At 65.4% G+C, this 21,830-nt stretch carries 21 protein-coding genes and 1 tRNA gene; 11 read left to right on the forward strand and 11 right to left on the reverse strand.

Annotated elements, in window-relative coordinates:
• Positions 1-14 precede the first annotated feature (14 nt).
• Both BN976_RS17040 and BN976_RS17045 read left to right on the forward strand, forming a co-directional pair.
• Positions 15-593: a TetR/AcrR family transcriptional regulator gene (locus BN976_RS17040; protein WP_011780929.1), complete on the forward strand. Its 579-nt coding sequence runs from the start codon at positions 15-17 to the stop codon at positions 591-593.
• On the forward strand, positions 590-2,143 hold the full coding sequence (locus BN976_RS17045) for a glycerol-3-phosphate dehydrogenase/oxidase (protein WP_036372186.1): 1,554 nt from the start codon (positions 590-592) through the stop codon (positions 2,141-2,143). The genes BN976_RS17040 and BN976_RS17045 overlap by 4 nt, the downstream gene beginning before the upstream one ends.
• A gap of 35 nt (positions 2,144-2,178) precedes the next feature.
• Here the strand turns inward: BN976_RS17045 and BN976_RS17050 are convergent, their stop codons facing one another.
• The 7 genes from BN976_RS17050 to aceE all read right to left on the reverse strand — a co-directional run bounded on the left by BN976_RS17050 (position 2,179) and on the right by aceE (position 11,858).
• Positions 2,179-3,612, reverse strand: coding sequence for an acyl-CoA carboxylase subunit beta (locus BN976_RS17050; RefSeq protein WP_036372190.1), 1,434 nt, complete (start codon positions 3,610-3,612; stop codon positions 2,179-2,181).
• 23 nt (positions 3,613-3,635) lie between these two features.
• A complete protein-coding gene (gene kasB / locus BN976_RS17055; RefSeq protein ID WP_011780926.1) occupies positions 3,636-4,889 on the reverse strand; it encodes a 3-oxoacyl-ACP synthase KasB in 1,254 nt (417 codons plus the stop codon).
• A 45-nt stretch (positions 4,890-4,934) separates the two neighbouring features.
• Positions 4,935-6,185 (reverse strand): 3-oxoacyl-ACP synthase KasA, encoded by a 1,251-nt coding sequence (kasA, locus tag BN976_RS17060; protein ID WP_011780925.1) that lies wholly within the window; start codon positions 6,183-6,185, stop codon positions 4,935-4,937.
• Positions 6,182-6,481, reverse strand: a complete 300-nt coding sequence (gene acpM / locus BN976_RS17065; protein WP_011780924.1) for a meromycolate extension acyl carrier protein AcpM — start codon at positions 6,479-6,481, stop codon at positions 6,182-6,184. Before acpM ends, kasA begins: the two co-directional genes overlap by 4 nt.
• Positions 6,482-6,549: 68 nt before the next feature.
• Entirely contained in the window at positions 6,550-7,479 is a 930-nt protein-coding gene (locus BN976_RS17070; protein WP_036372192.1) for an ACP S-malonyltransferase, read from the reverse strand.
• A 143-nt stretch (positions 7,480-7,622) separates the two neighbouring features.
• On the reverse strand, positions 7,623-8,909 hold the full coding sequence (locus BN976_RS17075) for a PucR family transcriptional regulator (RefSeq protein ID WP_011780922.1): 1,287 nt from the start codon (positions 8,907-8,909) through the stop codon (positions 7,623-7,625).
• Positions 8,910-9,068: 159 nt separating this feature from the next.
• Positions 9,069-11,858 (reverse strand): pyruvate dehydrogenase (acetyl-transferring), homodimeric type, encoded by a 2,790-nt coding sequence (gene aceE / locus BN976_RS17080; RefSeq protein ID WP_036372197.1) that lies wholly within the window; start codon positions 11,856-11,858, stop codon positions 9,069-9,071.
• Between the two features lie 223 nt (positions 11,859-12,081).
• Between aceE and BN976_RS17085 the strand changes: the two genes are divergently transcribed.
• The 6 genes from BN976_RS17085 (at position 12,082) to BN976_RS33830 (ending at position 15,067) form a co-directional block, all read left to right on the forward strand.
• The gene (locus BN976_RS17085) at positions 12,082-12,603 is read left to right on the forward strand and encodes an Rv2240c family protein (RefSeq protein WP_049778243.1); all 522 of its coding nucleotides are present in this window, start codon (positions 12,082-12,084) and stop codon (positions 12,601-12,603) included.
• An 83-nt stretch (positions 12,604-12,686) separates the two neighbouring features.
• Entirely contained in the window at positions 12,687-13,136 is a 450-nt protein-coding gene (locus tag BN976_RS17090; RefSeq protein WP_105387545.1) for a DUF3052 domain-containing protein, read from the forward strand.
• A gap of 64 nt (positions 13,137-13,200) precedes the next feature.
• Entirely contained in the window at positions 13,201-13,665 is a 465-nt protein-coding gene (locus tag BN976_RS17095) for a peroxiredoxin (protein ID WP_011780918.1), read from the forward strand.
• 46 nt (positions 13,666-13,711) lie between these two features.
• Positions 13,712-13,786, forward strand: a tRNA-Val gene (locus BN976_RS17100).
• A 205-nt stretch (positions 13,787-13,991) separates the two neighbouring features.
• Complete coding sequence (locus tag BN976_RS17105; RefSeq protein WP_011780917.1) at positions 13,992-14,849, forward strand: hypothetical protein; 858 nt, start codon at positions 13,992-13,994, stop codon at positions 14,847-14,849.
• Between the two features lie 65 nt (positions 14,850-14,914).
• Positions 14,915-15,067: a hypothetical protein gene (locus tag BN976_RS33830; protein ID WP_158013700.1), complete on the forward strand. Its 153-nt coding sequence runs from the start codon at positions 14,915-14,917 to the stop codon at positions 15,065-15,067.
• A gap of 165 nt (positions 15,068-15,232) precedes the next feature.
• Here BN976_RS33830 and BN976_RS32685 read toward each other — a convergent pair whose 3' ends face one another.
• The 4 genes from BN976_RS32685 to BN976_RS32700 all read right to left on the reverse strand — a co-directional run bounded on the left by BN976_RS32685 (position 15,233) and on the right by BN976_RS32700 (position 18,991).
• Complete coding sequence (locus BN976_RS32685; RefSeq protein WP_235622060.1) at positions 15,233-16,609, reverse strand: site-specific integrase; 1,377 nt, start codon at positions 16,607-16,609, stop codon at positions 15,233-15,235.
• Positions 16,610-16,741: 132 nt separating this feature from the next.
• On the reverse strand, positions 16,742-16,990 hold the full coding sequence (locus BN976_RS32690) for a helix-turn-helix domain-containing protein (protein ID WP_083767277.1): 249 nt from the start codon (positions 16,988-16,990) through the stop codon (positions 16,742-16,744).
• Positions 16,991-17,454: 464 nt separating this feature from the next.
• Positions 17,455-18,593, reverse strand: a protein-coding gene (locus BN976_RS17115; protein WP_109489612.1) for an IS3 family transposase whose coding sequence is annotated in 2 segments (ribosomal slippage) — positions 17,455-18,323 and positions 18,323-18,593 — 1,140 coding nt in all. Because the reading frame shifts where the segments join, the coding sequence is not laid out codon by codon here.
• A 77-nt stretch (positions 18,594-18,670) separates the two neighbouring features.
• Positions 18,671-18,991 (reverse strand): helix-turn-helix domain-containing protein, encoded by a 321-nt coding sequence (locus BN976_RS32700; protein ID WP_084182309.1) that lies wholly within the window; start codon positions 18,989-18,991, stop codon positions 18,671-18,673.
• Between the two features lie 692 nt (positions 18,992-19,683).
• On the opposite strand from BN976_RS32700, the gene BN976_RS32705 reads away from it, so the two are divergent.
• The 3 genes from BN976_RS32705 to BN976_RS17125 form a co-directional block, all read left to right on the forward strand.
• Positions 19,684-20,412, forward strand: a complete 729-nt coding sequence (locus tag BN976_RS32705) for a hypothetical protein (RefSeq protein WP_011780914.1) — start codon at positions 19,684-19,686, stop codon at positions 20,410-20,412.
• Positions 20,413-20,778: 366 nt separating this feature from the next.
• Complete coding sequence (locus BN976_RS33595; RefSeq protein WP_145977959.1) at positions 20,779-21,081, forward strand: hypothetical protein; 303 nt, start codon at positions 20,779-20,781, stop codon at positions 21,079-21,081.
• An 81-nt stretch (positions 21,082-21,162) separates the two neighbouring features.
• Positions 21,163-21,830: IS1380 family transposase (locus BN976_RS17125; protein WP_036372206.1), on the forward strand; the 668-nt coding region annotated here is incomplete at its 3' end.

Here is a 21,830-nt window from a genome sequence, read left to right on the forward strand (position 1 = left end):
TTACAGTATTACAGATGGTGTCAATCCGTAATCCTGAGCGGAGCGTCGAGCAGCGCATTCTCGACGCCGCGGCGGCGTGCATCCTCGCGTACGGCGTCGAGCGGACGACCATGACCGAGATCGCGCGCCGGGCGCGGGTGAGCCGCCCGACCATCTACCGCCGGTGGCCCGACATCCGCTGGGTGATCGCCGAGCTGCTCACGGTGCGGATCACCGGTGTGCTGGAGGCGGTTCCCGACCGCGGCGCCGGCCGGGAGTCGGTGGTGGGGCGCGTCGTCGCCGTGGCCGATCACCTGCGTGCCGACGAGATCGTCCAATCGGTCATCCGCAACGCGCCGGGCCTTGCGATGACCTACATCACCGACCGGCTCGGCACCAGCCAGCAGATCCTCATCGACGCGCTGGCCGAGGCGATAAAGGCAGGGCAGGACGAGGGCAGCATCCGTGCCGGCGATCCACGCGGCATGGCTGCCATGTGCCTGTTGATCACCCAGTCGACGATCCAGTCGGCCCAGATGGTCGCCGAGCTGCTCGACAACGAGGCGCTCAACGAAGAGCTGGCTCACTCACTGAACGGATACCTGAAACCATGAGTGGCTCAACGGCTTTGAATGCAGCGCGGCGCACGGCCGAGCTGTCCGCGCTGGGTGACGGGGTGACCCCCGACGTCGTGGTGATCGGCGGCGGCATCACCGGCGCGGGCATCGCCCTCGACGCGGCGACGCGCGGGTTGTCGGTGGTGCTGGTGGAGAAGCACGACCTGGCGTTCGGCACCAGCCGGTGGAGTTCCAAGCTCGTGCACGGCGGGCTGCGCTACCTGGCCAGCGGCAACGTCGGCATCGCCAGGCGCAGCGCCATCGAACGCGGAATCCTGATGACCCGCAACGCGCCTCATCTGGTCCATGCGATGCCGCAGCTGGTGCCGCTGCTGCCCGAGATGAACGCGGCCTCGCGGGCGCTGGTCCGATTCGGGTTCGCCGCCGGTGACGGACTGCGCAGGCTCGCGGGCACCCCCGCGGAAACCCTGCCGAGGTCACGGCGCGTCGATGTGCAACGGGCCGTCAGCCTGGCCCCGACGGTGCGCAGGCGGGGTCTCGACGGCGCACTGCTGGCCTACGACGGTCAGCTCATCGACGACGCCCGCCTGGTCACTGCCGTGGCGCGGACCGCTGCCCAGCACGGTGCCAGGGTTCTCACCCGCGTCGCGGCGTCACGCGCGTCGCGCAATTCGGTGACGCTGACCGACACGCTGACCGGGGAGTCGATGCAGGTGTCGGCACGGGCGGTGGTCAACGCGACCGGTGTGTGGGCGGGGGAGATCGACGACTCGATCAAGCTGCGGCCCAGCCGCGGCACACATCTCGTGTTCGGCGCCGAGGCATTCGGCAATCCCACTGCGGCACTGACGGTTCCGATACCCGGCTCGCTGAACCGGTTCGTGTTCGCGATGCCCGAACAGCTCGGCAGGGTGTACCTGGGGCTGACCGATGAAGACGCCCCTGGCCCGGTTCCCGACGTGCCCGAGCCGACGCCTGCCGAGATCACCTTCCTGCTGGACACCGTCAACACGGCGCTGGACGTCGCGCTCGGGCCCGACGACGTGGTCGGCGCGTACGCCGGACTGCGTCCGCTCATCGATGCCGGGGGAGCGACCGCCGACCTCTCGCGTGAGCATGCGGTCACGGAGTCGCCGTCGGGTGTCATCAGCGTGATCGGCGGCAAACTCACCGAGTACCGGTACATGGCCGAGGACGTCGTCGACCGCGCCGTGCGGTTGCGCGGGCTGACCGCGGGCGCCTGCCGGACCCGCAACCTGCCGCTGGTCGGCGCGCCGTCGAATCCCGTTGCCACACTGCGATCTCCGGTTGATCTGCCCGGCTCGCTGGTCGCCCGCTATGGCGCGGAGGCGCCGAACGTGATCGCGCGGGCGAGCTGCGAGCGGCCCACCGATCAGGTTGCCGACGGTGTCGACGTCATCAGGGCGGAGTTCGAGTACGCGGTCACCCACGAGGGCGCGCTCACCGTCGACGACATCCTGGACCGGCGCACCAGGATCGGCCTGGTCGCGCGGGACCGGGACAGTGCCGAGTCAACCGCCAAACAAATCGCCGAAATTGCATTCCAGCAGGGGATTTCCGAGTAGAGGCCTGCTGGAATGCAATTTCGGCGGTAGGACGATTACAGCGGGATGTTCTTGTGGCGGCCGCGGCGCATGGGCGCCTCGGCCAGCGCCTGGGTCAGCTTCGAGCGGGTGTGCGACGGGTCGATCTTTTCGTCGACGACACCGATCTCGATCGCGGAATCGACACCGCCGGCGATCCTTTCGTGCTCGAGAGCCAGCGCCTCGTGCAACGACTCGCGCTCGTGATCGGGCGCGGCGGCCAGCTTCTTCTTGTGCAGGATGCCGACCGCGGCCTTGGCGCCCATCACGGCGACCTCGGCCTCGGGCCACGCGAACACCTTGGTGGCGTTCAGCGACCGCGAGTTCATCGCGATGTAGGCGCCGCCGTAGATCTTGCGGGTGACCAGCGTGACCCGCGGCACCGACGACTCGCCGAAGGCGTGCAGCAGCTTGGCGCCGCGACGGACCACGCCGCCCCACTCCTGATCCACACCGGGCAGGTAGCCGGGCACGTCGACGACGACGACGAGCGGGATGCCGAAGGCATCGCACAGGCGCACGAAACGTGCCGATTTCTCCGCGCTTTCGGAGTTGAGGCAGCCGCCCAGTCGCAACGGGTTGTTGGCGATCACGCCGACGGTGCGGCCGGCCAGCCGACTCAGACCCACGACGATCGACGGGGCCCAACGGGACTGGAACTCCTCGAACGGCACACCCTCATCGAGCAGGGCCTCGATCAGCGGGTGCACGTCGTAAGCACGACGGGCCGACTCCGGCAGCAGCGCCTTGAGGTCGGTGTCGCCGGCCTCGGCCTTGCTGCGATCGAAATGGCCCTGCTGGCAGAACAATCCGACCAGACGGCGGCCGCGCTCGTAGGCGTCGAGCTCGTCGTCGGCGACGATGTGGCACACACCGGACTTCTTGTGATGTGCCTCCGGACCGCCGAGGGACACCATGTCGACGTCCTCACCGGTCACGCTGCGCACCACGTCCGGGCCGGTGACGAAAACCTTGCTGTCCGGCGCCATCACGATGACGTCGGTCAGCGCCGGGCCGTAGGCGGCACCGCCTGCGGCGAAACCGACGACCACCGAGATCTGCGGGATGTAACCCGACGCGCGGATCATGGCCTCGAAAACCAGGCCGACCGCGTGCAGTGCCTTGACGCCCTCGGCCAGGCGTGCGCCGCCGGAATGCCAGATGCCGACGATCGGGCTCTGCTCCTTGATCGCGACGTCGTAGGCGTCGACGATGTGCTTGCAGCCGTCGACGCCCATGGCGCCGCCCATCACGGTGCCGTCGGTGCAGAACGCGATCGTGCGCACGCCGTTGACGGTGCCGGAGCCGACCAGCACACCGGACTTGTCGCGCTCGTGGAGCAGCTCGACGGTGCCGTCGTCGAAGAAGGTGGCGAGGCGAAGCAGGGGATCGCGCGGGTCGAGGGACTCGTTTACTGACTCAGGGGCCGGCGGGTTCTCGATTGTCGTCATGTGTTCTCCTGCGTTGCGTATCTTCAGTACTTACCGAAGGCGAGTGCGACGTTGTGCCCGCCGAATCCGAATGAATTGTTGATGGCGTACTCGTAGTTTCCGGGCCGAGGTCCACCTGCGACGACGTCGAGGTCGATCTCGGGATCCAAATTCTTCAAGTTCAGGGTCGGCGGAATGATTCCATCCCGCAGCGACTGCACCGTGAGTATCGACTCCACGGCGCCGACCGCGCCGACAGAGTGACCCAACGCCGATTTCGGTGCGTAGACCGCGGGGCGGTGGCCGCCCATCGCGAGGTTGATGGCGTGGCCCTCGGCCAGATCGCCGACGCTGGTGCCGGTGGCGTGCGCGTTGACGTGGTCGATGTCGGTCGGTTTCAGGCCGGCGAGCTCGATGGCGCGGGTGATCGCGTACCCGGCCCGTTCGCCGTTCGGGTCGGGAGCCACCATGTGATAGCCGTCCGACGTGATGCTCGCGCCCATGACCCGGGCCAGCGGCGTGGCGCCGCGGGCCCTGGCGTGCTCCTCGGTCTCGATGACCATCAGCGCGCCGGCCTCACCGAACACGAACCCGTCGCGGTCCTTGTCGAAGGGGCGGCACGCCCCGGCCGGATCGTCGTTGTTGGCCGACATCACTATGCGCATCTGGGCGAAACCGGCGATCGGCACCGCCTCGATGCGCTGCTCGACGCCACCGCAGATCGCGATGTCGGCCTCACCGAGCACGATGTTGCGCCAGGCCTGGGCGATGCCCTCGGAGCCGGAGGCGCACGCCGAAACCGGGGTTACCACACCGGCTTTGGCGTGCCGCTCCAGCCCGACGACCGCCGAAGGGCCGTTGGGCATGTACATCTGTACCGACAGCGGGGACACCGAGCGCAGCCCCCGCTCCCGCAGCCCGTCATAGGCGAAGACCAGGGCCTCGGCGCCACCGAGCCCGGTGCCGATGGACACCAGGAGTCGCTCGGTGTCGACCTCGGGTGAGCCGGCGTTCTCCCAGACCCGCCGGCCCAGCACCGTGGCCATCTTCTGAACGTAGGACATCCGCCGGTTCTCAACCTTGGTCAGTTGAGAATCGAACTCTTCGAGCAGGTGCCCGCCGATCTGCACCGGGAGGTCGAACTCCTCGACGAACGGATCCTGCAGCTTGCGGATCCCGCTGTGGCCGTCGAGCAGTGACTTCCACGTCGCTTCGGCATCGGTCGCCAGGCTCGTGGTCATGGCGATACCCGTGACCACGACGTCCGGCAGTCCATTGCCCGTTGTCGGCGAAGCCATCCTGCGGCGCGCGTCCTTTCTCAGATCTCCCTGATCGAGCCTGACCTAGTAGCGACCGAAGGCCAGAGCCACATTGTGGCCGCCGAAACCGAACGAGTTGTTGATGGCGTACTGGTAGTCGCCGTATCGAGGCTCGCCCGCGACGACATCGAGATCGATCTCGGGGTCGGGCGTCTCGTAGTTCAGTGTCGGCGGGATGACGCCGTCTCGCAGCGCGAGCACCGTGAGCGCGGACTCGAGGGCACCCACGGCGCCGATCGAGTGGCCGAGCGCCGACTTCGGCGCGTAGACCGCGGCGTGCTCCACACCGGCGACGCGGATGGCGTTGGCCTCCGCGGTGTCACCGATGGGGGTGGCGGTGGCGTGCGCGTTGACGTGGGAGATGTCCTTGGGGGACAGGCCCGCCGTCTCCATCGCCCGCTTCATCGCGTGGCCGGCCCTCACGCCGTCCGCCGCCGGGGCCACCATGTGGAACGCGTCCGAGGTGATGCCTGCACCCATGAGCCGGGCCAGCGGCGTGGCGCCGCGTGCCTTGGCGTGCTCCTCGGTCTCGATGATCATCATCACGCCGGCCTCGCCGAAGACGAACCCGTCGCGGTCCTTGTCGAACGGCCGCGACGCCCCGGCAGGGTCGTCGTTGCGCGTCGACATGGCGCGCATCATCGAGAACGCCGCGATCGGCAGCGCCTCGATCCCGCCTTCGACACCACCGCAGACCGCGAAGTCCGCATCACCCATGACGATCTGGCGCCATGCGTGGGCGATGGCCTCCGACCCGGACGAGCACGCCGACACCGGGGTGATGACCCCGGCGCGGGCGCCCAGTTCCAGACCGGCGACCGCGGCCGCACCGTTGGGCATGATCATCTGAACGGCGAGCGGGGACACCTTGCGGGGGCCGCCCTCGTTCATCGCGTCGTAGGTCTCGACGATCTTCTCGCCGCCGCCGAGACCGGTGCCGATGACGACCGAGAAGCGGTCCGGGTCGACCTCGGGGGTGCCCGCGTTGTCCCAGAGACGCCGCGCCAACAGCTTCGACATCCGCTGCACGTAGGACATGCGGCGCTTGTCGATGCGGGTCATGTGGCTGTCGATGTCGTCGACGAGGTGACCGCCGATTCGCACCGGCAGGTCCCATTTGTCGACGAAGTCGTCCTCGAGAATCCGAATACCGCTCTCGCCGGCCAGCAGACCCTTCCACGTGCTCTCGATGTCCGCAGCGAGGGCCGTGGTGGCCTCAATGGCGGTCACCACGACGTTAGGAAAACCGCCGTTAGCAGTGGAAGGTCTGGTCACTTGTCACCCGTGATCTGGGCCCGGATGGCGGCGGCGGCCTCGGGGTTCTCTTCCTCGAGCTTCTGGATGTAGGCGACGACGTCACCGACGGTGCGCAGACCGGCGAGGTCCTCGTCCGGGATCTTCACGCCGTACTTGTCCTCGGTCTGCACGGCGATCTCGACCATCGACAGCGAGTCGATGTCCAGGTCGTCGACGAACGACTTCTCCGGAGTCACCTCAGAGGGCTCGATGCCGGTGACCTCTTCGATGATCTCGGCGAGGCCGGCGATGATTTCGTCCTGAGTGGCGGGCACAGTGGCTCCTTCTATCTATTTCTTGGTTACTTCAACTGGATGTGATCGAACTATGGATTTATCCCTGGTCAGGCACGGAACGATGCCGCAAGCCCGTCCAGGTCAGCGGGGGACTTGACGGCGTGCGTCGGCACCCCCCGAAGTTCCCGTTTGGCGATTCCGGTCAGGGTTCCCGCGGGTGGGAACTCGACGATCGCCGTGACACCGAGATCCTTCATGGACGCGGTGCACAGGTCCCAGCGCACCGGCCGGGTCATCTGGGCGACAAGCTTGGCCATCGCGTCGGCGGCCGAAGACACCGGACGGCCGTCGGAGTTGGACAGCAGCGTGACGGTCGGTTCGGCCGGGTCGATGCGGTCCGCGACAGTGGCATACCCGTCGAGCGCCGGGGCCATGTATCGGGTGTGGAAGGCGCCTGCGGTGGCCAGCGGGCGCACCCGCGCTCTGGACGGCGGATCCTCGGCGAGCTTCTCCAGCGCCGACACGGCTCCTGCGGCGACGATCTGGCCTGCGGCGTTGCGGTTGGCCGGAATCAGATCCAGCGCCTCCAGCCGGGCGAGCACCTCGGCCTCGTCGCCGCCGAGCAGTGCCGACATCCCGGTGGGCTCCAGCGCGCACGCCTTGGCCATCTCCTTGCCGCGGGTCGCCGCCAGGGAGACGGCCTCGTCGGCGCTGATGACACCGGCGATCGCGTACGCGGCGATCTCGCCGACGGAGTGCCCGGCCGCCACGATGTCCACCGGGCCTTCGATCCCGCCGAGGACGTCGCGCTTGGTCAGTTCCTCGTAGGCCAGCAGCGTCGCGGCCACCACGAGGGGCTGGGTCACCGCGGTGTCGGTGATCTCTTCGGCGGATGCGGTGGTGCCCAGCGCGGCCAGGTCGAGACCGCTGATCTCCGACCACGCCTGAATCCGCTGGGCGGCACCGGGCAGCTCCAGCCACTCGGCGAGCATGCCGGGAGTCTGGGAGCCCTGTCCGGGCGCGAGGAATGCAAGCACAGTTGTCTGAGGCACGTCTCTAAGAAAACATTGTGAAGAAGGATTTGAACGGTGTAAGAGATTATGAACCTCGTCTTATGTTTTTGTAGGTTGTCCACAAATCCGCATGTAATGCGACGTCATCGTGACCTGGCGGCAACCTGTCACGTCCCGAGGTTCTCCGGAGATGTGACCGAGGCGACACCGATGGCCTGCGCGGATGCGGCCGCCGGAGCGGCGCTGAGGTGGGCCTGCCGAGCCAGTCTTCCCACTGACGAGGCCACCCGCAGCACGTACGCGTCGCGCGGAACCGTGGGGTCACGGCCCGTGAAGTCGGCGATCCGCTTCAACCGGTACCGCACGGTATTTGGATGAACGAACAATTTGCGCGCGCAAGCCTCGATGGCGCCGCCCGAGTCGAGATAGGCGTCCAGCGTCTCCATCAGGGCCGGGCCGGCGTCCGAGAGCGGCCTCATCACCTCGGCTTCCAGCGCCGCACCGGCGGTCGCATCGCCGAGCAGCGCACGCTCGGGGAGCAGCTCGCGCGCCGAGACCGGACGGGGCGCACCGGCCCACCCGGCGACGGCGTTCATGCCCGCGATGGCCTCGGTGGCGCTGCGATGGGCCGCGCCGAGCGTCGGCGCCGTCGGGCCGATCACGACGGGGCCGTCGGCGAACACCGTCATGAGTTCTGACAGGAAGCGGTCGGTCGGCGACAGTCCGCCGGAGATGATGGCGACCAGCCAGGTGCCGTGCACGTCGGAAAGTGCGGTGCGCCCGTTGCGGTCGGCGACTTCGTGGACGTCGTCCCCGGCGAATTCCGCCCGGTCCGGACGGGGCATGCCGACGATCACCGTTGCGGGCGCGGTGGCGTCCCAGTTCAGTGCCGCCGCCTGCGACTGCAGTTCGGGTCTGGTGCCGCCGCGGACCACCGCGTCGACCAGGTTGGCCTCCATCCGGGTGTCCCACGCGCCGCGCGCCTCGGCCTGGTCGGCGTACGCGGTGGCCGCGGCGAACGCCAGGTCGCGGCTGTAGCGCAGGATGCCCGCGGTCATCGCGGCCAGCTGATCCTCCGAGCGGGCCAGGAGTGGCACCACTTCCTCGAAGAACTCCATCGTCACGCGCACCATCTCGACCGACTGGCGCAACGCGATCCGTCTGCGGAGGTCCTGCGGCACCACTTCGAAGGCCTGGGCGGTGTAGCTGACGTTGCTGCGCGGATCCCGCATCCACTCCGCGAAGTTGACCACCGCGGTCTGCACCACCAGCTGGACGCTGGCGCGCTGGGAGGCGTCCAGCTCGGCGAAGAACGGCAGCCGTTCCTCCATGGCGTGGACCGCCTGGGTGGCCAGCCGCCCCGAATACTGCTTGAGCCGGCGCAGCGTGGACTCCGGAACGTTCTCCAGCACCTCGACGGTGGAGCGCGGCGGGATGAACCGATTGTCGGTCATCCCTAAAAGCTACGCCCCTTTTTGGCGACAACCTCCAACAGCGTCAGGCGACGCTGACGTGGGATGTCGTCGCTACGCGACTCCCAGGTGGGATGTCGTCGCTACGCGACTCCCAGGTGGGATGTCGTCGCTACGCGACTCCCAGGTGGGATGTCGTCGCTACGCGACTCCGGGATCCGACGTCTGCTCCGGTGCCGCCATCACATCGTCGATCTCGTACTTCTTCGCCGCCTCCACGGCCACCGAGATGTCGATGTTGCCGTCGCGTGCCAGCCCTTCGAGCACGGCCACCACCACCGACTCGGCGTCGGTGTTGTAGTAGCGCCGGGCGGCCGGGCGGGTGTCGGAGAAGCCGAAGCCGTCGGTGCCGAGCGTGATGTACGTGCCGGGCACCCAGGGCCGGATCTGCTCAGGCACGGCGCGCATCCAGTCCGACACCGCGACGACGGGTCCGGCGGCCTCTGCCAGCATCTTGGTGACGTAGGGCGTGGCGGCGGGGAGCTCGGGATGGCGCAGCTTCTCCCTCTCGATTGCGACGCCGTCGCGGTTGAGCTCGCCCCAGCTGGTCACCGACCAGACGTCGGCGGCGACGTCCCACTCCTGCGCCAGCAGCTCGGCGGCCTTGAGCGCCGACGGCATGCCCACCCCGGACACCAGGATCTGGGCGGCGTTGGTGCGCTTCTCGGGGGCGGCCTGGTACCGGTACATGCCGCGCAGCAGGCCCTCGACGTCGAGGCCGTCGGGTTCGGCGGGCTGGACGTAGGGCTCGTTGTAGATCGTCATGTAGAAGTAGACGTTCTCCGGGTTCTCGCCGTACATGCGGTGCAGGCCGCTTTCGATGATGTAGGCGATCTCGTAGGCGAACGCCGGGTCGTAGGCCACCACCGCGGGGTTGGTGGACGCCAGCAGCAGCGAGTGGCCGTCGGCGTGCTGCAGCCCTTCCCCGACGAGTGTGGTGCGCCCGGCGGTGGCGCCGAGGACGAAGCCGCGCGCCATCTGGTCGGCGGCCGCCCACAGTCCGTCTCCGGTCCGCTGGAACCCGAACATCGAGTAGAAGATGTAGATCGGGATCATCGGCTCGTTGTGGGTGGCATACGAGGTGCCCACCGCGGTGAACGACGCCGTCGACCCCGCCTCGTTGATGCCTTCGTGCAGGATCTGGCCGATTTCGCTCTCCTTGTAGGCGAGCATCAACTCGGCGTCCACCGCGGTGTAGAGCTGGCCGTTGCGGTTGTAGATCTTGAGGCTGGGGAACCACGAGTCCATGCCGAACGTGCGGGCCTCGTCGGGGATGATGGGAACAATGCGCGATCCGATGTTCTTGTCGCGCAACAGTTCCTTGAAGGTGCGCACGGTCGCCATGGTGGTGGCGACCTCCTGCTTGCCCGACCCCTTCTTGAGCGCCTTGTAGACGTCGCGCCCCGGCAGGGTCAGCGCTCTGGACTTGGTGCGACGCTCGGGCAGGAACCCGCCAAGGGCGCGCCGGCGGTCGAGCATGTAGCGGATCTCCGGGGCCTCGGGACCCGGATGGTAGTACGGCGGCAGGTACGGATCGGCTTCCAGCTGTTCGTCGCTGACCGGGATGCGCTGCGCGTCGCGGAAGTCCTTGAGGTCTTGCAGCGCAAGCTTTTTCATCTGGTGGGTAGCGTTGCGGCCCTCGAAGTGCTTGCCCAGCGTGTAGCCCTTGATGGTCTTGGCCAGGATCACCGTCGGCTGGCCCTTGTGCTCCAGCGCCGCGTGGTACGCCGCATACACCTTGCGGTAGTCGTGCCCGCCGCGCTTGAGGTTCCAGATCTCCCGGTCGGTCATGTTCTCGACGAGGGCCTTGGTGCGCGGATCGCGGCCGAAGAAATGGTCGCGGACGTAGGCGCCGTCGTTGGCCTTGTAGGTCTGGTAATCCCCGTCCGGGGTGGTGTTCATCAGGTTCACCAGAGCGCCGTCCCGGTCGGCGTGCAGCAGCGCGTCCCACTCGCGGCCCCACACCACCTTGATGACGTTCCAGCCGGCGCCGCGGAAGAACGACTCGAGCTCCTGGATGATCTTGCCGTTGCCGCGCACCGGGCCGTCGAGGCGCTGCAGGTTGCAGTTGACGACGAAGGTCAGGTTGTCCAGGGCCTCGTTGGCGGCCACCTGGATCAGCCCGCGGCTTTCCGGCTCGTCCATCTCACCGTCGCCGAGGAACGCCCACACGTGCTGTTTGGAGGTGTCCTTGATGCCCCGGTCGTGCAGGTAGTGGTTGAACCGCGCCTGATAGATCGCGTTCATCGGGCCCAGGCCCATCGACACCGTCGGGAACTCCCAGAAATCGGGCATCAGCCGCGGGTGCGGATACGACGGCAGCCCGCCGCCGGGATGGCTGTGCTCCTGACGGAAACCGTCGAGTTGGTCGGCGCTCAGCCGGCCTTCGAGGTAGGCGCGGGCGTAGATGCCGGGGGAGGCGTGGCCCTGGATGAAGATCTGGTCGCCGCCGCCGGGGTGGCTCTTGCCGCGGAAGAAGTGGTTGAAGCCGACCTCGTAGAGCGCCGCCGAGGACGCGTAGGTCGAGATATGGCCACCCACACCGACTCCCGGCCGCTGCGCGCGGTGCACCATGATCGCGGCGTTCCAGCGGATCCACGCGCGGTAGCGGCGCTCGACGTCCTCGTCGCCGGGGAACCACGGCTCCAGTTCGGTCGGGATCGTGTTGACGTAGTCGGTGGACGTCAGCGCCGGGATGGCCACCCGCTTCTCCCGGGACCGTTCCAGCAGCCGCAACATGAGATAGCGGGCGCGCGCCGGGCCGGAACGCTCGAGCAGATCATCGAACGACTCCAGCCACTCGCCGGTCTCTTCGGGGTCGATGTCCGGCAGATACGAGGCGACGCCTTCTCTGATGACGCGAACCCGGTCGGGTTCGGCTGTGCTGCCGGAGTTTTGGGCCAGGTCCTGGCGCACGAACTCGGTGGTCAACTTCCGCTCCTTGTTAGGCGGTTTAATAACGTGCGCATCGGTTCGGTGGGTTACCTCGCGTCCCGCGCACGCGGCGCTTCCATACTTGTCTAATCCTGCCCCATGCGCACTAGCGGGTCTGAAGTGTCGGGTGAACCGGCAGGGGACCCGGTAACGTCTGCAGATTGTGCTGATCGCTTGGCAGGGCGCCCGCAGGGTGCGGCTCGCCGCCTTCGTGACAGGCATGTGCGCGACGCTGGCGATGATCGTCGTCGGATGCACCAACTTCACCGACGGAGACGCCGCCGTGGCCGAGGGTGAGGCGCCGCTGTATCGGGCGTCGGTGTCGGCGTCCATCGAGGAGTCCGCAGCCAGTTCCAGCGCCCGGGAGTCCGAGCGTCAGACGTCGCTGACCGTGGAGGCCGTGCACACCTCCTGCGAGGCGTTGAGCTCCAGCAGCGCCGAGGCGATCGGCGCGGTCAACGCCTACGTCGACGCGTTCAACGAGAACGCCGCAGACATCGAGCGGACAGCCGGTCCGGCCGTCGACGCGCTCAACCACAGCGCTGACCTGGTCGCGGGCAGCATCTCCGATCCGCTGCCCGCCGAGCTGCGCGACGCGCTCAACAGCTGGGTCGATGCGGCGCGCGCTGTCGCGACGGCGATCGCCGGCAACTACCCGACAGACGAATTCAACGCCGCGATCTCCCGGCTGAACGACTCGAAGACCACCGCATTGGACCGATGCGACGCGGCATATCGGTGATCGAGGCGCCAGATGGCTTGCTGTCAGCCCTCGGCGTGCGACGATAGGACTGTCGAACGTGACCGAGCGCACGGTGCGCGAACATGGCTGAAGGAGGACCGACCGTGGTGTCGGCGGGTGAACCCCCGAACTACGCCCGAGTGCTGGGCATCCAAAAAGATCAGGTTGTGCAGGAGTTGGGCTGGGACGAGGACACCGACGACGACATCCGAGCCGACATCGAGGACGAGAGCGGCGGTGACCTGCTCGACGAAGATGCCGACGAAGTCGTCGACGTGGTGCTGCTGTGGTGGCGCGACGGTGACGGTGACCTCGTCGACACGTTGATGGACGCCATCACCCCGCTCGCCGACGACGGTGTCATCTGGGTCGTCACCCCGAAGACCGGCAAACCGGGCCACGTGCAGCCCGCCGAGATCGCGGAGTCGGCGCCCACGGCGGGGCTGATGCAGACGTCGTCGGCGAACCTGGGCGACTGGATCGCCAGCCGTCTGGTGCAGCCGAAGGCCAAGGCCGTGAGTAAGCAGCGATGAGCGCTTGCGCGAAGAGCAGAGTGTTGCGATGAGCGCTTGCGCGAAGAGCAGACGGCAGCGGTAGGTGCTGTCCGTCGGCGAGCCGGCACCGGATTTCACGCTCAAGGACCAGAACAACCAGCCGGTGACGCTGAGCGGCTTCCGCGGCGCGAAGAACGTGTTGCTGGTCTTCTTCCCGTTGGCGTTCACCGGCATCTGCCAGCGTGAGCTCGACGAGATCCGGGACCGTCTGGGCGATTTCGTGAACGAGGAGACGGCGACGCTGGCGATCTCGGTCGGCCCGTCACCGACGCACAAGGTGTGGGCCACCGAGCGCGGCTACACGTTCCCGGTGCTGTCGGACTTCTGGCCGCACGGTGAGATCGCCCGGGCCTACGGCGTGTTCAACGACGCTTCCGGGTTCGCCAACCGGGGCACCTTCGTCGTCGACCGATCGGGGATCGTCGCGTTCGCCGAGTGCAAGCAGCCCGGTGAGGCCCGCGATCAGGCGGTCTGGGGGCAGGCGCTCAACACGTTGCGATCCGGCTAGCGGGATTTCCCGTCGGGAGGCAAAGCCGTGTAGCCTGCCCGGGATCGGGCGCGTAGCTCAGTGGTAGAGCTCTGGTTTTACACACCAGCGGTCGGCGGTTCGATACCGTCCGCGCCCACCATCAAAATTCCTGTTCAGAGACTTACGGCCAAGATTTTCTCTCAATTTCAAACCCCCGTTGTGCCAAGAGTGTGCCAAGAGATTTGAACAGGCGCCGGGGGCGCCGGGGGCGCCGGCCCCGAGGAGGGGTGGCGGAACCGTTTTAAGACTGCGCGAGTAGGGATTCATTGTTCGGTTAAGTCGACCCTGTGTGAGATGCTGCCGCGGTGGGGGTGGAGGAGACGAAGGCTGTCAAGGATCAGGCGGTCGCCTTCAACTTCGCGCTGACGGCGCTGGCTGTTCTGACCGCGGCGGCCACCTTTGCGGTCAGCCTCGTTCCGCCGGGCAATTGGCTCGTCGCGATCCGCATTCTGGCCGGCTGCCTCGCGGTGGCGACCGCTGTTGTCGGTTTCTTCAAGTTCCGCAACGAGCGCGCGTTCAAGCGCCAACAGGAGGAGGAGCGGGTCTCGCTCGACCAAGCCCTTAAGGCAGAGTCTCGTCGCACTTCATTGCTTATCAACGGGGCCATGCTCGGCACTGCCGACAAGCTGCGCCGGCTCTCCGTGTTAGATCAGGCGACCAAGGATGGGGAGATCAGCGGGTTTCGCACGTCAATCGTCAGCAAGGTCTGCGATCTCGTCCAGAGCGAAGCGCCGAGGGCTGCCTACTTTCGGGTGCAAGACCTAGGTGCTCAATCCAGGGTGATGCAGTCGGGCACCTACAGTGACTCCCGAAATCGCGAAGACTCCTTCACCAGCGAGTTCGTCGAGGGCCACGGCAGTGATCAGGGGGTATGGGACCTGATAGATAGTGGCGATGTCGAGTGGAGGAATGACACGAACGCCGCGGTTCCCGCCTCATGGGACGTCTCTAGGAATCGGCAGTACAGGTCATTTGTGTCGGTCGCTGTTCGCGCGGACAGGCTCGCTTTCGGGATGCTGACAGCCAACACGCTCGAGGCTGACGGTTTCTCGCACTCGGACGTCGCTTCCATCAAGGTTCTGGCACACCTGCTTGCCGCCGCCGAAGCGACGACGATGACGCCCGCCCGCATCGCCAAGGCCTCCCAGCAGCGAGGGAACTAGAATGTGCCTAACGGGTTTTGTCAGGGAGCGCAGTTATGCTGGCGTCGTCCGAAAAGGGGTGAGTGATGGCGAAGACTGTGGAGTTCCACGACGCCGATATGCGTCGCGCCTGGGCGGAAGCCGATGCCGCCGAGCGTGACGCCGAGCAGAATCCCGAGCGCATCGCAGAACGCCGTCGCCGCTTGATTAAGTGGGTTGAGGCACGCGCGAGCGCGTAGCGTGCCGGCCCGAGCTTGTTGGGCCAACATCACAAATCCTCAATTGAACTAGGTGATTTGATCGCAGGACCGCGTCCGGCGTGACTGCGCCAAGGCGGCTATTGCAGCGTATCGCGGTGTTGAAACGGCTCCTTGCGCTGATCGCTCGGCGCCCTGGCGCGAGAATTAGTGGCCCCGAAGCAGTGTGTCGCCTGCCGCCGCAAGTGCGCCGTCATATACGTGCCCGTATACCCGAAGCGTAATCGCTGGGTCATGGCCGAGCCATTTTGCAGTAGCCGAGGGTGTTGTTCCGCGATCGAGCAGCATGGTGGCTGCAGTATGTCGAACGTCGTGTAACCGAATTAAAGGCACACCAGCGTCTTTCGCGTGCCGCATGAATTCGCCTGAATACGTCTCCGGTCGGATAGGGAGGCCAATCACGTTGACGGCGACCAACCCGGTGTCGGGATACTCCGAGCCGATGGCGAGGCGTTCTTCAGACTGGCGGAGCCTAAAGACGCGCAGTGCGGCGAGCACTTCGGCGGGCATCGGTAGTGCCCTGCGAGACCGCTTGGACTTCGGGTCTCCGGTGATAGTGCCTTGGCCTTCTGCTACAACACGACCCTGAGCGATGGTGACCGTTCCGCCATCGAGGTCAACATCGGACCAACGTAGTCCTAGAACTTCCGACCGGCGAAGCCCTGCCAGGGTCAGCAGCCAACATGCGGCGAGCCGATCGCCGCGCACATGTTCGCGAAACCGAACCGCTTGTTCTGCTGTCCAAGTGGCCATTTCGTGATGCTCCACCGCGGGCCTCTTCACTAAACGCGCTACGTTTCGGGCTACAAGGCCCTCCCTCATAGCGTCGTCGAGGGCCGACGACAGCACCACGAGCATTGTCACGACAGTCCGGGAACTAACGTTGCCTGGAATCTTGGACTGCACGGGATCGCTGTCCCGAACGGCAACATATCGGCCGCGGCTAGGCCGTATCACCTCGCCCGAGGCGACCAGCCGATCTAAGGCCTTGACGCCAGGATTGCCGAGTTCGTCGCGAACATCCGCGTATTGGGCACCGCCGGATCTTGACCGCAAGTACGCTAATACCTCAGCAGCGCGCCGTCCGCGCCTCTCACGCTGGGAAATCGGCGTGCCATTAAGCCGCAGTGTTACCAGGGCGTCGATGTCGGACGTTCGTAGTTGTTGCAAACCCAAGCCGCCAAGATTGTCGATAACGGGCTTCAACGAATGTCGGTACCCTGCAAGGGTATTAACCCTGACGTCGCGTCTTCCGTCGAGCCACCTCCCCAAATACTCGGCGACGGTGGTGAGGTCTCTTTTTACGAACGTCCCCGCTGCAACCTCCGTCGAGATTTTTCGGTACTCACGGCGGGCTTCCGCAAACGTGGAGAAAGTGAACCGCTGTCTGTCGCGGGTGCCGTCAGCGTGGGTCCCGACGTCCACTTGGAATGTGTAGCTCACTGCGCCGTTCTTGGCGTTGCGCCGCATAATTGGCTCTGTGCGGCGGGTGCGTTTAGGGGGTGGTTTATCGGTCGTCGTCATCCACGCTCCTGCTGGTGTTTGTACTGTGGTCGCTTGCATGCTGCGTCGGGCCGGCGAAAAGACCTGCCGTCAGGGATAACCCGGCGAATACGATAAGCGTGCACGAAACTGCGTCTCGACTTCGAGAGTTTCTTACGAGGCGATCAGTTGTTGTAGCTCAGAGGTGACGATGTAGACGCGCCCTCCCAATCTGCGTACGGGAAGTTCGCCAGACGCCGCGAGACGGTACGCCGCAGCTCGACTGATTCCCAGAATCGCCGCCGCGCGTGGTACGGCTAAGAGGAGCGGAAGCTCATCGAATACGTTCGAATCCATTTGATTCACCTCCCTCCGCGAACCGTCGATCTGTCGCTGGGCTGGAACTGCTTTTGCGGGCTGCATCGTGGACAGAACTCGGCTGCTTCTGTGCCGTCCGACTTTGTGACTGTGATCGTGCGCGACGAGGGGTCTTCGCACTCGCCGCACCACGGGGTCTTTTGTCGTACGGAAAAGGGCGGTGGGGTAGGCAGTTCAGATAGGCGCCGCTTGAGAACGGCAGCGGGATTACGGACTCCCTCGGGCCGGGATGAAAGGTGGGCCACCAAGGTTTGCGATGTCCAGCCCGCCGCAAAAGCCTCTTCGATTGCCGGTGACAGTCTTCTCGCTTCGCTGCTGCTAATTCGCCACGGCGTGGGAAGAGATTCCAGTACGGAGGCCGATGATGGTTCGGATGGTGGTTCTCTTGAAGGGTTCAAGGGGTCCGTGAATTGGACCTCCGGCGGTCCGGGAGGTGAACCTTCCCGGTCCGGAGATTGGACGGGTCCGGTCGCGTTGGCGTGAGGGGGACCCGTTTGGTGGTCCAGTCGTTATGCGACTTTCGGTTGATGGGTCGTGGCCCACTGTAGGGCAAACTCGGCCGGGGTGAGGTCGCCGTGGGCGGTGTGGGGCCGATTGGCGTTGTAGTCACGACGCCAGTCCTCGATGATCACCCTGGCCTCCAGCAGGGAGTCGAACCGCCACGAGTTGAGCAGTTCATCACGAAGCCGGCCGTTGAACGACTCGATGAAAGCGTTCTGCCAGGGCGAGCCGGGATCGATGAAAAGCGAACCAGCACTGTTGAATCGGCACCAATCGGCCACGGCGTGCGCGACGAACTCCGGGCCGTTGTCGAAGCGCACGTAGCGCGGTGCACCGTGTACCAGGGCGAGGCGATCCAGCACGGTGACCACGCCGTCGGCGTCGATGCTGCGGTCGACCTCGATCGCCAGGGCTTCGCGGGTGAACTCGTCGATGACGTTGAGCAACTTCAGGGTGCGGCCATCGGCGGTGGTGTCGAACTGAAAGTCCATCGCCCAGATGACATTCGGACGAATCGGCGACATCGCGCCCACGGCCACGCCGACGCCGGTCAGCCGCTTCTTGCGGCGTCGCTGCGGCACCCGCAGACCCTCCTCGCGCCACAGCCGGCGGATCCGCTTGTTGTTGACCTGCCAACCGGCGCGGCGGGCCATCTTGGCAGCGCGGCGCCACCCCCACCGCGGCCTGTCGGTGGAGAACCGGCGCAGCCACGCCCGCAGCTCGGTCTCCTCGGTGCTGATCGACGGCGGGGCCAGGCGCATCGTGGAGCGGTGCAGACCGACCACGGTGCAAGCTCGGCGCTCAGAGACCCCGAACCGCTCACGCAGCATCTCTGCTGCGCGGCGCTTGCGGTTCGGGGTCAGAAGTTTCCCGCCGAAATCTCCTTGAGCATGTCGATGTCGAGGGCCTGATTGGCGACCAGTTTCTTGAGCCGGGCGTTCTCGGCCTCGAGCTCCTTGAGCCGCTTGGCGTCGTTGGCCTTCATGCCGCCGTACTGGGCCAGCCAGCGATGCCACGTCGATTCTGCGATCTCCAGATGCCGGCACACCTCGGCCAGCTCCTGGCCGGTCGCCAGCAGCTTGTTGCCTTCGGCGAGCTTGCGGATGATCTGATCCGGGGTATGCCGCCGGCGCTTGTTCGATGCCATGTCGTCGTCGATTCTTCCTGCCCAAACACTCGGGCAACAGAGTCCCACAACGACTGGACCACTACACGGGGCTCACCTCAGGCGGACTGTGGGAGTCCGACATCAAGACTGGGCCGCGAGTGCGTCGCATCCGGAAGATTGAGATTGTAATGACTTGGGCGTCTGGCTCCGGATTTGTGGTACTGGGCAACTCGTACAACGAGCCCGGCCTCTTCCAGCTTGCTGAGCGCCTTTAGGACCGTGCTTCGCGCAGCACGAGATTCCGACACGAGGGTACCGAGGGACGGGTAGCAGGAGAGGCTCTCGTCTGCGCGGTTCGCTAGCAGCACGAGGATAAGACGCTCGATCGGAGTCGAGACCTCGATACTTATTGCCCAGTTGAGTGCTTTCCAACTCATCTATCGCCCCCACTTACCAACGTCATTGCGTCGATCATTCACTTCCAAACTCTCTCGAACGGCCCAAGGCGACCGCCCGGACGGACGTCGTGCAAGTTCACTCCGGCTGTCACGAGCTGTAGCAATCTCGGGTTAACCGGAACGTAGTTGAACAGATGAAACGGCGTCCACCACCTTGGGCAACTTCATTCATATTTCGACGCTTGTCCTCATCCTGCCCGGACACGGGGCGAATCCGGAACGGCGCGGGGCGCTTCGCCCCCACCGGCCAGTCGTCTGCGCAAGGGGGCATCAGATTCATCTGCCCAAGGACCGCAGACATGCGTCCTCTGTGTTTTACCCATGCGAGCCGGACAACCCGAAAATAACTCTGCAGCAGCAGGGTTGATCACTAGTTGAGCGCTAGTTGACTATTAGTTGGACTTGTTGTGCACTGCTGAAGCATTCGTTAGTCCACGAACGCATGCTTCTCCGACCCTCGGCTGGGCCGACCAGTGCTGTTGTTAGGTAATACCTTTGGACTAGTGGTCAACCACCGCGCTGTACCGGTAGCCTGGGGGTGTGTACCGCACCACGTCGGCTGCAGACTTCTGGCGATGGCCAGCTGAGTCCCGTCGAACGCGCGCGCCTCGTCGTTGTGGCGACGGCGACAATGGGTCCGGGAGGCTTCTCCGAAGTCACGGAGGCATGTTGTGAACGATGAATTGAGTCAGGCAAATAACCGCGGATTCGAGCTCGGCAGGAGACATGGCGCACTTGCAGATGTCATTCTGCAAGCAGCAGTCTGGGCACGCTCCTTCGGGGTTTCAACCGCCGAGGTCCTACCTGACGGGTCGGTGTTCATGGCATACCCGCTCACGCAGCATGCTGACTACCTGATGGAGCTTTGGAGGCTTCTTGGGGGCGCGTGCGTCGACCTTGCCTCCTCTTTCGAGGGCGGCATGAGCGCCCGGGATGTGTCGGTAACGCCACGCAGCCATGGGGCTGCGATCCAGTCAACGACATACGTGATCGGCGCAGACTATTTACACGTCCTTCAATCAAGAAGCGCGCATGGCTCAACTTTGCAGGACCTTTGGCGTAATGAAGTGACAAACGCGGCACTGTATCTCTGTGTTTGCGGTATTTGCACTGACGAGTTGGAGCGGTATGCCTCGATCTCACAGGCACTCTTCGACGACGCTTCGACTGTGGTTCGTGAAGCTTACGCACATTCGGTGGCGGTCACCTATGGGCGGATTTGGGCTCGTGCTTCTCAGGCCAATGAGGGACGGGCACTCATCGCATGGATGAAGGCACTGGCTGACGGAGGGTTCAGCTTCGAGGAGTGCGTCTTGGAACTGCGCGACCTAAAAGTTGCATCGCCCGAGGCCGTGTCCTGTTGCCTCAATAGCAAGAGTGCTTGGCTGCACGAAGAATGAGCGGACTGACTCTAGCGGGCATTCTTAGTACGGAGTGCAATGTCCGAGGGCGCTAGCGGCCGCCGCCGTAACTGGCGATATCGCGAAAAGCGCTTGAACACAAGTGTTTTAGCGAAGCGGGTTAGTAGAGAGGATCACGATCTTGTAGTCGCATACGCTAGGAGCTTGAATACCACAGTCGCAGAGCTCCTGGATCCAGCTGTGACAGAACTTATCACTCGAGCTAGTGCCTACATGGCGAGGGTAACCGTGGACTCGTCTGAACTCGGGGACCATGAATAAGCCAGTACGGTCTCGGGAAACGATTAGGCCAGGTAGGCGAGTTACGACTTGCAAATTTATCATGCTCGCGAGTAGCGCTAGAGCATGACAAGTCTAGTGCAGGGGGACAAGGAAATGGCGGGTCAGACGGGGTCGTTGACCTTTAAGCGTGTCGATCCGAAGCCGTACGCCGAAGCTCAATACGACGGTGGCGATTACTCCATCGAGCGCGGGCGTCGCGGCACTTGGCTCGCCCGGAAATGGACGCTGTGGTTCGTCGACGTGGCGGGTGAGACGTCTCCGGGGACTTTTGGTTGGCGTGCGCTTGGTACCTACGCCACTCTGTCCGCTGCGAAAGTCGCGGCTAACCCGGATTTTTCGTGGTTTGTTGCTGGTGAGGGTGTGTAGATAAGCGAAAGTGCCTGTCCTGCAAGGAATAATCGGACTTGTCTAAGGTTCGGATCGTTCCAGCGGAAAGGCACCTCGCAGGTGAAGAATATCGCGACCACATCACGGGTGAAAGTGTCCGCCGACGGCCATGGCGTCGTGTCGCATGCCGGGATGGCCATGCTGCGCGAACTCGCCGACTGGACCGGGCTATCGACGCAGGTGACCGCCGCGTTGGCCGACACCTACCGCGGCCCGTGGGTGTATGCGCCCGGGGAGGTGTTCGCCGACCTGGCGGCCGCGGTCGCCGACGGCGCCGATTGCATCGACGCCGTCGGCCAGTTGTGCGGGGATCGTGAGCACGCCTTCGGCGCGAAAGCCTCCACCACCACGATGTGGCGACTGGTCGATGAGCGCATCGACGCCGCCCACCTACCCGCAGTGCGAGCAGCGCGCGCCGCGGCGCGCGCGGCGGCCTGGGCCGCCGGAGCCGCACCCACCGGCGATGACTGGCTGCACATCGACATCGATGCCACCCTGGTCATCGATCACTCCGACAACAAGCACGGCGCGGCCCCGACCTGGAAGAAAACGTTCGGCCTGCACCCGCTGCTGGCGTTTCTGGACCGCCCCGAGATCGCCGGCGGGGAAGCTCTGGCCGGGCTGCTGCGCACCGGTAACGCCGGCTCCAACACCGCCAGTGATCACATCATCGTCCTGGCCCAGGCACTGGCCGCCCTTGCGCCGGTGTGTCGGCCCGACCCCGCCAC

Source organism: Mycolicibacterium austroafricanum (assembly GCF_000612725.1).
Taxonomy (GTDB): Bacteria; Actinomycetota; Actinomycetes; order Mycobacteriales; family Mycobacteriaceae; genus Mycobacterium; species Mycobacterium austroafricanum.

What these genes read in the sequence shown, in the direction of transcription:
- kasB (WP_011780926.1), bottom strand. Translation starts at nt 4,889, where the DNA reads ATGGCTTCGCCGACAACGGGCAATGGACTGCCGGACGTCGTGGTCACG.
- BN976_RS33595 (WP_145977959.1), top strand. Translation starts at nt 20,779, where the DNA reads ATGACAAGTCTAGTGCAGGGGGACAAGGAAATGGCGGGTCAGACGGGG.
- BN976_RS17045 (WP_036372186.1), top strand. Translation starts at nt 590, where the DNA reads ATGAGTGGCTCAACGGCTTTGAATGCAGCGCGGCGCACGGCCGAGCTG.
- BN976_RS32690 (WP_083767277.1), bottom strand. Translation starts at nt 16,990, where the DNA reads ATGCAGCCCGCAAAAGCAGTTCCAGCCCAGCGACAGATCGACGGTTCG.
- BN976_RS32685 (WP_235622060.1), bottom strand. Translation starts at nt 16,609, where the DNA reads ATGACGACGACCGATAAACCACCCCCTAAACGCACCCGCCGCACAGAG.
- BN976_RS17085 (WP_049778243.1), top strand. Translation starts at nt 12,082, where the DNA reads ATGTGCGCGACGCTGGCGATGATCGTCGTCGGATGCACCAACTTCACC.
- BN976_RS17040 (WP_011780929.1), top strand. Translation starts at nt 15, where the DNA reads ATGGTGTCAATCCGTAATCCTGAGCGGAGCGTCGAGCAGCGCATTCTC.
- BN976_RS17050 (WP_036372190.1), bottom strand. Translation starts at nt 3,612, where the DNA reads ATGACGACAATCGAGAACCCGCCGGCCCCTGAGTCAGTAAACGAGTCC.
- BN976_RS33830 (WP_158013700.1), top strand. Translation starts at nt 14,915, where the DNA reads ATGGCGAAGACTGTGGAGTTCCACGACGCCGATATGCGTCGCGCCTGG.
- BN976_RS17075 (WP_011780922.1), bottom strand. Translation starts at nt 8,909, where the DNA reads ATGACCGACAATCGGTTCATCCCGCCGCGCTCCACCGTCGAGGTGCTG.
- BN976_RS32700 (WP_084182309.1), bottom strand. Translation starts at nt 18,991, where the DNA reads ATGAGTTGGAAAGCACTCAACTGGGCAATAAGTATCGAGGTCTCGACT.
- BN976_RS17090 (WP_105387545.1), top strand. Translation starts at nt 12,687, where the DNA reads ATGGCTGAAGGAGGACCGACCGTGGTGTCGGCGGGTGAACCCCCGAAC.